Source organism: Pseudomonas nitroreducens (assembly GCF_024170165.1).
In the GTDB taxonomy this organism is placed as follows: domain Bacteria; phylum Pseudomonadota; class Gammaproteobacteria; order Pseudomonadales; family Pseudomonadaceae; genus Pseudomonas; species Pseudomonas nitroreducens_C.
In genome coordinates, this window is the sequence record NZ_JALJXP010000006.1 from 102,169 (window position 1) to 116,406 (window position 14,238).

11 protein-coding genes are annotated in these 14,238 nt (G+C 64.6%); 5 read left to right on the forward strand and 6 right to left on the reverse strand.

All coding sequences use genetic code 11. The annotated features are described in order from the left end of the window. Positions 1-20: 20 nt before the first annotated feature. The 6 genes from J2T47_RS13795 to J2T47_RS13820 form a co-directional block, all read right to left on the reverse strand. Positions 21-1,010 (reverse strand): sulfate/molybdate ABC transporter ATP-binding protein, encoded by a 990-nt coding sequence (locus tag J2T47_RS13795; protein ID WP_253447554.1) that lies wholly within the window; start codon positions 1,008-1,010, stop codon positions 21-23. 14 nt (positions 1,011-1,024) lie between these two features. After that, positions 1,025-1,897 carry a sulfate ABC transporter permease subunit CysW gene (cysW, locus tag J2T47_RS13800; protein WP_045215472.1) on the reverse strand — a complete coding sequence of 291 codons (873 nt, stop codon included), beginning with the start codon at positions 1,895-1,897 and terminating at the stop codon, positions 1,025-1,027. Positions 1,898-1,907: 10 nt separating this feature from the next. Next, positions 1,908-2,726, reverse strand: a complete 819-nt coding sequence (gene cysT / locus J2T47_RS13805) for a sulfate ABC transporter permease subunit CysT (protein WP_017520777.1) — start codon at positions 2,724-2,726, stop codon at positions 1,908-1,910. 123 nt (positions 2,727-2,849) lie between these two features. After that, a complete protein-coding gene (locus J2T47_RS13810) occupies positions 2,850-3,848 on the reverse strand; it encodes a sulfate ABC transporter substrate-binding protein (protein WP_253447557.1) in 999 nt (332 codons plus the stop codon). Positions 3,849-4,023: 175 nt separating this feature from the next. Then, a complete protein-coding gene (oscA, locus tag J2T47_RS13815; RefSeq protein WP_017520779.1) occupies positions 4,024-4,206 on the reverse strand; it encodes a sulfur starvation response protein OscA in 183 nt (60 codons plus the stop codon). A gap of 140 nt (positions 4,207-4,346) precedes the next feature. After that, positions 4,347-6,620 (reverse strand): putative bifunctional diguanylate cyclase/phosphodiesterase, encoded by a 2,274-nt coding sequence (locus J2T47_RS13820; protein WP_253447560.1) that lies wholly within the window; start codon positions 6,618-6,620, stop codon positions 4,347-4,349. A 178-nt stretch (positions 6,621-6,798) separates the two neighbouring features. Between J2T47_RS13820 and desA the strand changes: the two genes are divergently transcribed. The 5 genes from desA (at position 6,799) to J2T47_RS13845 (ending at position 14,237) form a co-directional block, all read left to right on the forward strand. Continuing rightward, positions 6,799-7,980, forward strand: a complete 1,182-nt coding sequence (gene desA / locus J2T47_RS13825) for a delta-9 fatty acid desaturase DesA (protein WP_253447563.1) — start codon at positions 6,799-6,801, stop codon at positions 7,978-7,980. A 137-nt stretch (positions 7,981-8,117) separates the two neighbouring features. Continuing rightward, positions 8,118-9,089 carry a GGDEF domain-containing protein gene (locus tag J2T47_RS13830; RefSeq protein ID WP_253447566.1) on the forward strand — a complete coding sequence of 324 codons (972 nt, stop codon included), beginning with the start codon at positions 8,118-8,120 and terminating at the stop codon, positions 9,087-9,089. Positions 9,090-10,132: 1,043 nt separating this feature from the next. Then, positions 10,133-11,554, forward strand: coding sequence for a hypothetical protein (locus tag J2T47_RS13835; protein ID WP_253447569.1), 1,422 nt, complete (start codon positions 10,133-10,135; stop codon positions 11,552-11,554). Between the two features lie 57 nt (positions 11,555-11,611). After that, positions 11,612-12,706, forward strand: a complete 1,095-nt coding sequence (locus J2T47_RS13840; protein WP_253447572.1) for a DegT/DnrJ/EryC1/StrS family aminotransferase — start codon at positions 11,612-11,614, stop codon at positions 12,704-12,706. A 10-nt stretch (positions 12,707-12,716) separates the two neighbouring features. Then, positions 12,717-14,237, forward strand: coding sequence for a lipopolysaccharide biosynthesis protein (locus tag J2T47_RS13845; protein ID WP_253447575.1), 1,521 nt, complete (start codon positions 12,717-12,719; stop codon positions 14,235-14,237). Position 14,238: the final 1 nt, after the last annotated feature.

Below are 14,238 nucleotides of genomic sequence, written 5' to 3' on the forward strand. Positions count from 1 at the left end.
TGAGGCGGAAAACTGCCCGATCAGATATTCGCCACCGGCTGATACGCCTTCGGCTTGAAGTACAGCGTCTCGCCACGGGCGAGGCCGGTCAGGCTGTCGTGGTCCTTGACCACTTCGGCCTCGATCAGCTCGTCCTGGCCGTCGACCTTGAGGGTCACCCGGGTGATCGCGCCCAGCGGGCGGATGTCGCGGACTTCGGCGGCGCGGTGCTCGGCGACTTCCGAGCGCGACAGCGAGACCTCGTGCGGACGGAACAGCACGTGCTCGTCACCACCGATGTGCAGGCGGTTGGAGTCGCCGAGGAAGTGGTAGACGAAGTCGCTGGCCGGGTTCTCGTAGACCTCGCCTGGGGAGCCGATCTGCTCGATCACGCCCTTGTTCATCACCACGATGCGGTCGGCGACTTCCATCGCTTCTTCCTGGTCGTGGGTGACGAACACGGAGGTCAGGTTGATCTCCTCGTGCAGGCGCGCCAGCCAGCGGCGCAGCTCCTTGCGCACCTTGGCGTCGAGGGCGCCGAAGGGTTCGTCGAGCAGCAGGATCTTCGGCTCCACCGCCAGGGCGCGGGCCAGGGCGATGCGCTGGCGCTGGCCGCCGGAGAGCTGCTCCGGGTAGCGGTCGGAGAGCCAGTCCAGCTGCACCATGTTGAGCAGCTCGTGGACCTTCTCGGCGATGCGCGACTCGCTCGGGCGCTCCTTCTTCGGCTTCATCCGCAGGCCGAAGGCGACGTTGTCGAACACCGTCATGTGGCGGAACAGCGCGTAGTGCTGGAACACGAAGCCGACATTGCGATCGCGCACGTCGTGCTGCGAGACGTCCTCGCCGTGGAACACGATGTTGCCCACGTCCGGGGTTTCCAGGCCGGCGATGATCCGCAGCAGGGTGGTCTTGCCGCAGCCGGACGGACCGAGCAGGGCGACCAGCTCGCCGCTGTGGATGTCGAGGTTGATGTCGTTCAGCGCCTTGAAGGCGTTGAAGTTCTTGCTGACGTTACGGATCTCGATGCTCATGGCGTGGCTCTCACTTATTCATCGTCAGCTTTGACTTTGGTGCGGGACAGGCGCGACTCGCTCCACTGCTTGAGCAGCAGGATGACCAGGGCCATCAGCAGCAGCAGGGTGGCGACGCTGAAAGCGGCGACGTGGTTGTATTCGTTGTAGAGGATTTCGACGTGCAGCGGCAGGGTGTTGGTGACGCCGCGGATGTGCCCGGAGACCACCGACACCGCGCCGAACTCGCCCATGGCCCGCGCGGTGCACAGCACCACGCCGTAGATCAGGCCCCATTTGATGTTCGGCAGGGTCACGTGCCAGAACATCTGCCAGCCGTTGGCACCGAGCAGGCGCGCGGCCTCTTCCTCCTGGGTGCCCTGTTCCTGCATCAGCGGGATCAGTTCGCGGGCGACGAAGGGGAAGGTGACGAAGAGGGTGGCCAGGACGATGCCGGGCACGGCGAAGACGATCTGGATGTCGTGGTCCGACAACCACTCGCCGAAGTAGCCCTGGGCGCCGAACAGCAGTACGTAGATCAGGCCGGCGATCACTGGCGAGACCGAGAACGGCAGGTCGATCAGGGTCACCAGGATGCTCTTGCCGGGGAACTCGAACTTGGTCACGCACCAGGCGGCGGCGACGCCGAACACCAGGTTCAGCGGCACCGAGATGCCCACGGCGATCAGCGTCAGCTTCAGCGCGGCCAGCGCGTCGGGTTCCAGGATGGCTTCGAAGAAGGTGCCGAAGCCCTGCTTCAGCGCTTCACTCAGTACGACGAACAGCGGCAGCAACAGGAACAGGGCGAAGGCCAGCCAGGCCAGTGCGATCAGGGCACGGCGGCCCCAGACATTACCCCGGCGAGCAGCGTTGGCAGCGGCCGCGGCGGAAAGGCTTGCGGTACTCATGGCGCGCTCCTCAGGGCGTTTCGATGCGGCGTTGCAGCAGGTTTATCAGCAGCAGCAGGACGAAGGCGACGACCAGCATCAGCACGCCGATGGCGGTGGCGCCGGTGTAGTCGTACTGGTCCAGCTTGACCATGATCAGCAGCGGCAGGATCTCGGTCTTCATCGGCATGTTGCCGGCGATGAAGATCACCGAGCCGTACTCGCCGACGCCGCGGGCGAAGGCCAGGGCGAAGCCGGTCAGCCAGGCTGGCAGCAGCGCCGGCAGCAGCACGTGGCGGAACACCTGCAGCGGCTTGGCGCCCAGGCAGGCGGCGGCCTCTTCCACTTCACGCGGGATGTCCGCCAGTACCGGCTGCACCGTGCGCACCACGAAGGGCAGGACCACGAAGGTCAGTGCCAGGGTAATGCCCAGCGGGGTGTAGGCGATCTTCAGGCCGATCTCGGTGGCGAAGCGGCCGACCAGGCCGTTGGGCGCGTACAGCGCGGTGAGCGCAATACCGGCGACGGCGGTGGGCAGGGCGAAGGGCAGGTCGATCATCGCGTCGATGATCTTGCGCCCCGGGAAGCGGTAGCGCACCAGCACCCAGGCCAGCAGGGTACCGATCACGCCGTTGATCAGGGCGGCGATCAGCGCGGTACCGAAGCTCAGCTTGAGCGCGGCGATGACCCGCGGCGCGGTGATGATGGTCCAGAACTGATCCCAGGAGAGCTGGGTCGTCTTGAGGAACATGGCCCCCAGCGGAATCAGCACCAACAGGCTGAGATACACCAGGGTGTAGCCCAGAGTCAGCCCGAAGCCGGGTATGACCGGGGAGATGCGTCGCGACATTGTCTGTCCTTTCTCTTGAACGCGTTTAGCCCCCGCCATGGGGCGGGGGTTTTCCTTCCACGCGGGCTGTGCACCGGCCCGCGTGGATCGGGCCGCCCGGCGCGAGGCCGGGCGGGTGGCGCATCACTGCGCCTGGTAGATCTTGTCGAAGATGCCGCCGTCGTTGAAGAACTTGGGCTGGGCTTCTTTCCAGCCGCCGAAGTCCTTGTCGATGGTCACCAGATTGAGTTTCGGGAACTGGTTGGCGAACTCGGCAGCGACCTTGGCATTACGCGGGCGGTAGAAGTTCTGCGCGGCGATGCGCTGGCCTTCTTCGCTGTACAGGTACTTCAGGTATTCCTCGGCGACCTTGCGGGTGCCTTTCTTGTCGACGGTCTTGTCGACCACGGCCACCGGCGGCTCGGCGAGGATGGACACCGACGGCACGACGATCTCGAAGTTCTCGCCGCCCTGTTCCTTCTTGGCCAGGAAGGCTTCGTTCTCCCAGGCCAGCAGCACGTCGCCAATGTTGTTGTTGACGAAGGTGATGGTCGAACCGCGGGCGCCAGTGTCCAGAACCGGCACGTGCTTGTACAGGTTCTGCACGTATTCCTGGGCTTTCGCGTCGCTGCCGTATTCCTTCTTCGCCCAGGCCCAGGCGGCCAGGAAGTTCCAGCGGGCGCCGCCGGAGGTCTTCGGGTTCGGGGTGATGACTTCCACGCCCTGCTGGGTCAGGTCGGCCCAGTCCTTGATGCTCTTGGGGTTGCCCTTGCGCACCAGGAACACGATGGTCGAGGTATAGGGAGTGCTGTTGTCGGGCAGGCGCGCCTGCCAGTCGGCGGGCAGCAGCTTGCCCAGCTTGTTCAGTTCGTCGATGTCGCCGGCCAGGGCCAGGGTCACCACGTCGGCCTTCAGGCCGTCGATCACGGCGCGGGCCTGTTTGCCCGAACCACCGTGGGATTGCTGCACGGTCAGGTCGTCGCCGCCCTGGGCCTTCCAGTGCTTGATGAAGGCGGCGTTGTAGGCCTGGTACAGCTCGCGGGTCGGGTCGTAGGAAACGTTGAGCAGTTGGGTCGCGGCGGAGACGGGGCCTGCGATCAATGCGCTGGCCAGTGCGGCCAGGGCGAAACGGCGGATGGACATGTGCAGCTCCTGAAAAAAATGCAGTTCTTTATGTTTGTTTGGCAGGGTCTTTCGGGGGGCGATCTCAGCCACGCATTCGTGGCTGGCTGCTGCAGTACCGGTGGGGCAGGGCGGTCATGGCGACGCTCCGGTGGTCCAGTCGTGTTCGCGGCTCTTTCTGCCGGGCGGCGCAGGCTCAGGCGGGTTTGCCGGGGCTCTGCTGCAGGCGGAATTTTTCCTTGCGCTCGATCTGTACGACCTGGCCGTTGTGCACGGTGATCTCGACGGCGCCGAAACGCAGGCCACGCAGGGCGCTCTGCACTTCGCGCAGGATGTTGGCTTCGTCCTGGCCGTCCAGGCTACGGAGGGTTGCGCTCATGGGTATCTGCTCCTAGTGGGTTTACCACCGGCCGTTTCATCGACGGCGCGTGCGGTGTGAGCGCATCTTAGGCAGGAGCTGGATATTCTTAAAAATACTGTTTAAGAATTTTTATATATCCGAAAGTTTTTAGCGCGATTTCATGCGGGGTCGCGCGGCAACTGGGCCAGCAACTCGCTGGCCGGCTGCGGTGCGCCGTACCAGTAGCCCTGGCCGAAATCGCAGGCGTGGGTGAGGAGGAAGGCGGCCTGGTCGGGCCGCTCGATGCCCTCGGCGACCACCTGCAGGCCCATGCTCTGGCCCAGGGCGATTACCGCACAGGCGATGGCCGCGTCATCGGATTCGTCCGGCAGGCCGGCGACGAAGCCCTGGTCGATCTTCAGTTTGTGCACCGGCATGCGCTTGAGGCGCATCAGCGAGGAGTAGCCGGTGCCGAAGTCGTCGATGGCCAGGTGCACGCCCAGCAGGCGCAGCTGGCAGAGCAGCTCCAGGGCCTGGTCGAAGTTTTCCATCACCGCACTTTCGGTGACCTCCAGCTCCAGGTGATGCGGCTCCAGGCCGCTCTGCTCCAGGGCCAGGGCGACGCGTTCTTCCAGGCCGCCGCGGCCGAACAGCCGGCTGGAGACGTTGACCGCGATGAAGTCCAGGCCGGCTCCGGCATCCAGCCACCGGCGCATCTGCCGGCAGGCCTGATCCAGCACCCAGGCATCGATGGCGGTGATCAGACCGCTTTCCTCCGCCACCGGGATGAACTCGCTGGGCGGGATCAGCCCCTGGCTCGGATGCTGCCAGCGCACCAGCGACTCGACACCGACCATGCGGCCGCTGGCCAGGTCATGCACCGGCTGGAAGTACAGGCGCAGCTCGTCGTGGTCCAGCGCGTGGCGCAGTGCCGATTCCACCTGCACGTGGGAGCGCGCGCGGGCCGTCAGCTCGGGGGTATAGAAGGCATACAGGTTGCGCCCGCTGGCCTTGGCCCGGAACAGCGCGGCGTCGGCGTGCTGCAGCAGGTGGTCGACGTTGCGCGCATCCTCGGGAAACAGGCTGACACCCAGGCTCACCGACATATAGATGATCTGCCCGTTGACCTCGAATGGCGCCTTCATCGCTTCCAGCAGACGCTGGGCGAGGCTGCTGGCGTGGTGCGGCTGCTGGCTTTCGAGGACCACGGCGAATTCGTCGCCGCCCAGGCGCGCCAGGCAGCAGCGTTCGTCCAGGCAGTTTGCCAGGCGCTCGGCCACTGCACGGATCAGCAGGTCGCCGATGGTGTGGCCGAGGCTGTCATTGATGTGCTTGAAATGGTCGAGGTCGATGCTCAGCAGCGCGCCAGCGCCCTGTTCGCGCTCGGCGCGGGCCAGGGCCTGCTCGATGCGCTCGCGCAGCAGCAGGCGGTTGGGCAGCCCGGTAAGCGGGTCGTGGTGGGCGAGGAAGTCCAGCTCGTGCTGCGAGCGCTTGAGGCTGCTGAGGTCGGAGAACACTGCGACGTAGTGGGTCAGTTCGCCTTCTTCATTGCGCACGGCACGGATGTGCTGCCATTGCGGGTACACCTCGCCGCTCTTGCGGCGGTTCCAGATTTCGCCGCTCCACACGTCGTGATCGTGCAGGGCGGTCCACATCTGCCGGTAGAAGGCATCGTCCTGGCGGCCGGACTTGAGCAGCGACGGCTGGCCGCCGAGCACGTCTTCGGCGCTGTAGCCGGTGATGCGCGAGAACGACGGGTTGGTGTGCACGATCACGCCGCGCGCGTCGGTCACCAGCAGGCCTTCCTGGGTCGCCTCGAATACCGCGGCAGCCTGGCGCAGGTGGTCTTCGTTGTTGCGCTGGTGGGTGATATCGCGGTTGACGCCGGTCAGGCGCAGCGGGCGGCCGTCCTCCCCGCGGGTCAGGCGGCCGCTGCTGCGAACCCAGCGGTAGGTGTCGTCGCTGTGGCGGATGCGATAGACGCACTCCAGGCGCGAGTGCAGGCCCTGGAGGCAGTCCTGATGCAGGGCCAGGACGCGTGCGCGGTCTTCCGGGTGCAGGCGGTTTTCCCAGAGCAGCAGGTCGTCGCTCAGGCGCTCCAGCGGCAGGCCGATGAGGTTGGCGTAACCGGGGGAATAATGAATGCGCTGGGTTTCCAGGTCCCAGTCCCAGATGCCGTCCTCGACGATCGCGAAGGCGCGGCTCAGGCGCTGCTCGTTGTCGGCCAGCTCGGCGTAGGCGGCGTCCTGCTGGCGAAAATGCCGCCAGAGCACGAAGAACAGGACGAGGGAGGTGACCGCGAGGAATCCGTACTTCTTCAGCTCCAGTGCCCGCTCCAGCGCGGCAGGGTCGAGCAGGATATTTTGTAACCATTGGTCACCCAGCCAGACCCAGAGGGCGGCGGCGACCAGGTACAGGAGACTGATGCGCAGGGCGCTGAGGCGTGGATTCATGCGGTAGTGGGTTGGATTTATTGGCTGTGCAGTATAAATGATGGCCACGTGGCCACATTCGTATCTAAAAGACCGGATGGTAATCCGGACCTGCTTGGTGATAATGCGGCTGTCTTTTCCCGGTACGGCACGCCCAGCAGGGCTTGGCCATACCCCCTTCCGAGGTACAGTATCGCCTATGTGGTACAACGGTTTCCTTGACCTGTCGCCGTGGCAACTGGTGGCAGTCACCCTGGTCCTGACCCATATCACCATCGTCGGTGTCACGGTCTACCTGCATCGCTACTCCGCGCACCGGGCACTCGAACTGCATCCGGCGCTGAAGCATTTCTTCCGCTTCTGGCTGTGGCTGACCACGGCCATGAACACCCGCGAATGGACCGCCATCCACCGCAAGCACCACGCCAAGTGCGAAACCGCCGAAGACCCGCACAGCCCGGTGTACAAAGGCCTGGGCACCGTGCTGCGCACCGGCGCCGAGCTGTATCGCAAGGAGGCGGAGAACGCCGACACCCTGCGAATCTACGGCAAGAACTGCCCGGAAGACTGGATCGAGCGCAACGTCTATTCGCGCTTCCCCATCGGCGGCGTGGTGCTGATGGCGATCATCGACCTCGCCCTGTTCGGCGTGCTCGGCATGACCGTGTGGGCCGTGCAGATGATGTGGATCCCCGTGTGGGCCGCCGGCGTCATCAACGGCCTGGGGCATGCCGTCGGCTACCGCAACTTCGAGTGCCGCGATGCCGCCACCAATCTGGTGCCCTGGGGCATCCTGATTGGCGGTGAGGAACTGCACAACAACCACCACACCTACCCGAACTCGGCGAAGCTGTCGGTGAAGAAGTGGGAGTTCGACCTGGGCTGGGCCTGGATTCAGGTGTTCAGCTTCCTGCGCCTGGCCAAGGTCGCCCGCGTGGCGCCGATTGCCCACCGTGTGGAAGGCAAGGGCAACTTGGACATGGACACCGCCATGGCCATCCTCAACAACCGTTTCCAGATTATGGCGCAGTACCGCAAGCTGGTGATCGGCCCCCTGGTGAAGCAGGAGCTGGCCAAGGCCGACGAGTCGGTGCGCCATCTGTTCCGTCGCGCCAAGCGCCTGCTGTCGCGTGAGACCAGCCTGCTGGAGGATCGCCACCATGCGCGCATCCAGGATCTGCTCGCGCAGAGCCAGTCCCTGCAGGTGATCTACGAGAAGCGTCTGGCCCTGCAGCAGATCTGGGTGAAAACCAGTGCCAACGGCCACGACATGCTCGCCGCGATCAAGCAGTGGGTGCACGAGGCGGAAGCCAGCGGCATCCAGTCCCTGCGCGAGTTCGCCGAGCAGCTGAAGACCTACTCCCTGCGCCCTGCCGTCTGATTGACGGAATCGTCCTAGGACGTTGAGAGATGCGTCTCAGAAAAGCCCGCCGTTCGGCGGGCTTTTCGTTTATTTTGCAGCAGCCTGGCGTAGTTTGCGGTCATAGCCCCGGTCAATGAGCGGGAGGAAACCGATACATGGATGAACAGAACAAAATGCCGATGGATCAGGAAGAGGCCCTGTTGGCGCTGCTGCACAGCCGCGCCGAAGTGACTCGCCTGAAGGAGCGCGAACAACTCTTCAGCGCGCTGCTGGCCAGCGTCAACTCGGTGCTCTGGGCCTTCGACTGGCAGGCCCAGCGCATGGTCTATGTCAGCCCGGCGTACGAGCGCATCTTCGGGCGCTCCGCCGCACTGCTGCTGGCGGACTACAACGAGTGGCGCAACTGCATCTATCCCGATGACCTGGACTACGCCCAGAGCACCCTGCAGGAGGTGCTGGAACGCGGCGCCATCGAGCAGCGCGAATACCGCATTCTGCGCGCCGACGGCGAGGTGCGCTGGCTCAGCGACAAATGCTTCGTCAGCCAGCACAGCGACGCCGGCCTGCCGCTGATGATCGTCGGCATCGCCGAGGACATCACCGACAAGAAGCACCTGGAAACCGAGCTGCACCGCCTGGCCACCACCGACGTGCTGACCCAGAGCAGCAACCGTCGCTACTTCTTCGACAGCGCCGAACAGGCCTTCCGCGACTGCAAGGCGACCTCCACGCCGCTGGCGTTCCTGCTGCTGGACGTGGACGACTTCAAGAAGATCAACGACGTCTATGGCCACCAGGTCGGTGACGTGGTCCTGCAGCGCATCGCCCAGAGCGGGGCCGGTGCGCTGCGTCGCGGTGACCTGTTCGGCCGTATTGGCGGCGAGGAGTTCGCCGTGCTGCTGCCCGGTTGCGACGAGAACATGGCGCGGCAGATCGGCGAGCGTCTGCAGCGGGAAGTGCAGCGTCTGCGCTTCAACGAGGCCGAGCATTTCTTCAGCGTCACCATCAGCCAGGGGCTGACTCTGCTACAGCCTGATGACCAGAATCTTTCCGCGCTCTACAGCCGTTCCGATGCGGCGCTGTATCAGGCGAAACGCACCGGCAAGGATCGCATTGTTCAGGGATGAAACACTCCAGCCTGTCCGCGGCGGAAACATTACTACTTTCTGATTAATCCCTTTCTCGCAGATTCGGGGCTGTATGTTTCTGCTGTCAAAATGCCTGTGTCGGCTTTATGGCGCTTTAAAAATCAATGACTTATTAAGTGTGATTTGCCTTCTGTCGGAATCCCGGCGTAGGAATGCTTCCTACGTTGACATGCCTTCATCCCCCCCACTATTACTATCCACATAGCAATATCGTGTGGTGTCCGGATGAGACACCTCAGGGAGCAGTCGCACGAGCAGTAAGGTCATGGAAGATTCTGCCACCTCTTCTTCCTGTCATTTTCCTATCGCTGCCTGACAACTTTCGCCAGCCTCTCGCTGCGGAAGCGCGATAGATTTTTGCTTTTTGTTTTTCCAGATTTTCGGAACTTGGCCGAGGGGCGGTAGCTTTGCCCAGCGAATAGTAACGGCCACTCCAGGGACGAACAGTTGATTGTCGTTAATCGAATCGGGTCATTCGAACTCGGGCGGTAGCCTTGTCTTCGGATTTTCAATTTGGCCCGGCGTAGAGCACCTCCTGGACTGGAGTGAGTGACGATGGCCGCTGAAACAATGGAAAGCGACGGCACTTATCGCGTCGTTGAAACAAGCAAAAAGAGCGACGCTTCCCGGGCGGGAAGTGTTTCGTCGGTGAAACTGCGGGAGTTTGACGCCATTCCCCGAGGCGTTAATAAAAAGTTCAGTCGAGCTGCTTTCGTTAGTTCGAAATTTTGTTATGTCCGTTCTTCAGGGTGTAACAAGAATGAACTTGCACCTGAAATACAGCCGTGCCAGACAGCCCTCGTTTCATTCTTGAAACAGCAACTTCGACTGCATGCCGAAGTTCTTCTGCCGGCGTTCGCCGTCCATTCCGAACTGACTCCCGCGACCTTCCCGAGGAAGGCCCGAGCGACGGCGGCTGCGCCGCGAGTGACGGAATTCCGGCGCGAACGCCGCCACCCTGCCGGCCGACAGCGCCGGCCTCACGAGAGCCGCGCGCTCCGCCGCGCAGGGAGTCAAGGCTGATGGCCGAGCAATCGCTTCGTTCCAACTATGCCTGTGTGGTCGGCGGCGCCGGCCCGGCAGGCATGGGCTTCCTGTTCAACGCCTACAAGACCGGCGCGCTGGCGAGTCTCGCCCGCGATGGCCTGCTCGTTGTGGATGCTGCCTTGGCGGTTGGCCGTGGCCGGTTGGGGGATTACCACATCACCGCCAACTCGGTGGGCGATGTGTTCCTCGACTGCCTGCGCGATCCGGCGTTGTTGCCGATCTTTGCGCCGCTGGCGCATTCCCAGGCGTTCCGCGCCCTGCAGAACGATCCCCATGGCGCGCCGCTGCTCACCCAGGTGGGCGAGCTGCTGGCGCATGCCTCGACGTTGTTCATGCGCTATGTCACCGAGCACCTGGGTGTCGAAGTGGCACTGGGTACACGCATCGAAAAGATCACCGCACTGGACGACGGCAGCTTCCAGCTGGCGCTGCGCAGTGGCTCCCACACCCTGCAGATCGACGCAGGCGCGCTGGTGATGAACCTGGGCGGCCGGCAGAACCGCGAGTACCTGAACTGGAGCCTGGCCGAGCAGGACCTGCACCTCTCCCATGGCGGTCCCACGGTGTACTCCTCCGACGCGCTGCTGAGCCTGAACGCCGCCGAGCTGGTGGAGCTGTTCGGCGACCGGGTGTCCCCGGGGACCCGCTTCACCGTGGTCGGTGGTTCCCACAGCGCCTTCTCGATCCTCGACAACCTTGCCTGTGCCCTGGACTGCCTGGGCCTGGAACAGATCACCCTGTTGCACCGCGCGCCGATCCGGCTGTTCTTCGAGAGCGTCGATGAGGCTCGCGCAGCCGGCTACGGGGTGGACGAGGGCATGGACGTCTGCCCGGTGTCCGGTCGGGTCAACCGCTCCGGTGGCCTGCGCTACCGCGCCCACCAGGTCGGCACCGACGTGCTCTCCCGCGGTGTGGTCAGCGGCACCCGGGTGAAGGTGGAGCTGCTGTGCCTGGAAGATCGCTCACCCGCCGTGCGCGAGCGGCTGGAACAGTGCTGCAGCGACGACGGTGTGTTCGTCCAGGCCATCGGCTACCAGCCGTGCCTGCCGGCCTTGCGCCGCGCCAACGGCGAGCCCCTGCAGGTGCGCGAGAGCAAGGGTGGGCTGGACTCCGACGCCGCCGGCTGCCTGCGCGACCACACCGGCCGGCCGATTCCCGGCCTCTACAGCTTCGGCCTGGGGTCTGGCCTGGCGGCCAACCCGATGCTGGGCAGCGAGCGCTCCTTCGACAGCCGCATCTACGGCGTCTGGCAGTTCCACAACGACGCCAGCGGCCGGGTCATCGAGGCCCTGCAGGAGCACCTGGCCAGCCGCGCAACGCAGGCCGAGCAAGCTTCTCAAGACCACCGCCACACCGGCATCGACGACGCGCCCTTCGCGCTGTCGGCACTGGGTTGAGCGGCGCGCGCCGGCTCGACAGCTAACGGACTTTCCATCCAACTGAGGGATGCGACCGTGATCAATGTGACCAAGACCTACCTGGGCAACCTGGACAAGTTCAAGGCCTATGTGGAACAGATCTATGCCTCCGGCTGGATCACCAACCACGGCCCCTTCGTCACGGAACTGGAAGAACGCCTGCAGGACTACTTCGGCGTTCGCCATGTGATCCTGACCAACAACGGCACCATCGCCCTGCAAGTGGCCTACCGGGCCCTGGGCGTGACCGGCAGTGCCGTGACCACCCCCTTCAGCTTCGTTGCCACCAGCAGCACGCTGCAGTGGGAGAGCATCCGCCCGCGCTTCGCCGACATCGACCCGCGGACCTGGAACCTCGACCCTGCGCGCATCGAAGCCAGCCTTGCGCCGGATACCACCGCCATCGTCGCCACCCACGTGTTCGGTAATCCCTGTGCGGTGGAGGAGATTCAGGCGGTGGCCCAGCGCAACCAGTTGAAAGTGATCTACGACGGCGCCCATGCCTTCGGTTCGCGCTACCGCGACCGTTCGGTGCTGGCCTGGGGTGACGCCACCACCCTCAGTTTCCACGCCACCAAGCTGTTCCACACCATCGAGGGCGGCGCCATCGTCACCTCCGATGACGAGCTGGCGAAGCAGATCCGCCTGATGTGCAACTTCGGCATCGCCGGCGTCGACCAGATCGTCGGTCTGGGGATCAACGCCAAGCTCAACGAGTTCTCCGCCGCCATGGGCCTGTGCGTGCTCGACGAGATCGACAGCATCCTCGCCCAGCGCGAGGAGATCGCCGCCCGCTACACCGCAGCGCTCAGTGGCTATTACGACCTGCAGGCCAGCGAGAGCTACGCGCGGCTGAACAACAGCTACTACCCCATCGGCCTGCGCGACGAAGCCCAGGTGCTGCGCGTGCGCAGCGCGCTGAACGAGATCGGGGTCAACCCGCGGCGCTACTTCTACCCGTCGCTGGATACCCTCGATTACCTCGCCCCGCAGGTGCCGCAAGTGCTGTCCCGCGAGCTGAGCCAGCGCATCCTCTGCCTGCCGCTGTACCCGGGCCTGCCGCAGGAGATCCAGCGCGCGGTGATCGAAGTGCTGCTGCTGGAAAGCGGCCGCGTCGCCGTCGCGGTGTAAGGGGACGATCATGCGCACCGCACGCTCGCTGTCGATGGTCCGCAATACCCTGCTCAATTACGCAGGGCAGGCGTACGCCATCGTCATCGGCATCCTGATCCAGCCGTTCTACCTCGGCCACCTCGGGGCCGAGGCCTACGGCCTGATCGGTTTCTTCGCGGTGCTGCAGAGCTGGCTGCTGTTGCTCGACATGGGCCTGTCGCCGGCGCTGGTGCGCCAGGTTGCCCACGGCCGCGGGGTCAGTGGCGAAGACCAGGCCCAGGCCCGCCTGCTGCGTTCCTTCGAGCTGATCCTGCTGCCGCTGACCGTGCTCAGCAGTCTGGCGGTCTGGGGCGGCAGCAGCTGGGTCGCCGGGCAGTGGCTCAACGTGCAGCAACTCTCGCCCGAGCTGGTCGCCCAGTGCATCAGCCTGATGGGCCTGCTGGTGGCCCTGCGGCTGTACGCCACCCTGTACCGCAGCGCGCTGCAGGGACAGGAGCTGCACGGTTTCATCAACGCGGTGAACGTGTTCATCACCACCCTGCGCTACTTCGGCGGCCTGCTGCTGGTAGCGCAGGTCAGCCAGGATCCACTGGTGTTCTTCCAGTTCCAGGTCGCGGTGTCGCTGATCGAGGCGCTGCTGCTGGGCGGCAAGGCCTACCTGTGGATGGACGTGCGCCTGCTGACGCGTTTCTGCCGGGACTCGGTGCGCCCGGTGCTGCCCTTTGCCTTGGGCATGTCCTTGAGCTCCTGCCTGTGGATTGTGCTCACCCAGCTGGACAAGGTCCTGCTGTCGAACCTGCTGCCATTGCAGCAGTACGGCTACTTCTCCCTGGTGGCGCTGATTTCCGGCGGCATTCTCACGCTGGTCAATCCGCTGGCGCAGTCGCTGCTGCCGCGCATGACCGTGCTGGTCGCCGAACAACGTCACGAAGACATGCAGCAGCTCTATCTGAAGGCGAACCGTTTCGTCTGTGTGCTGCTGTTCCCGATGGTCGCGGTGATCGCCGCTCATGGTCATGACCTGGTCCTGGCCTGGAGCGGCGATGCCGTGGCCGCCAGTTGGTGCCGGCCGATCCTGGCCTGGTACGTACTCGGCTCCGGCCTGCTGGCGGTGGCCAGCTTCCAGTTCTACCTGCAATACGCCCACGGTCTGCTGCGCATGCACGTCTGGTACAGCGTCATCTCCACCCTGGTGACCGTGCCGCTGGTGATCGCCAGCGCCTACCTCTACGGCGTGTTCGGCGTGGCGCTGTGCTGGTTCGGCCTGCGCCTGGCATCGTTCCTGATCTGGCCGGCGATCGTGCACCGCGCCTTCGCTCCCGGCCTGCATGGCCCGTGGCTGCGCGACACCCTGCAGATCGCCGCGCTCAGCGCCGCCGGTCTGCTGCTCAGCGAACCCTTCTACGCGCTGCTGGCCCGTTCCGGCGAGCGCCTGTGGCTGTTGGCCGCGCTGGCCGTATGCGGCCTGATCACCCTGTTCCTCGTGGGCGTGGGCTCTGCCCCGGCTTTGCTGCGCCTGTTCAAACCGTCCCACAAGCCGAGTGTCTAGA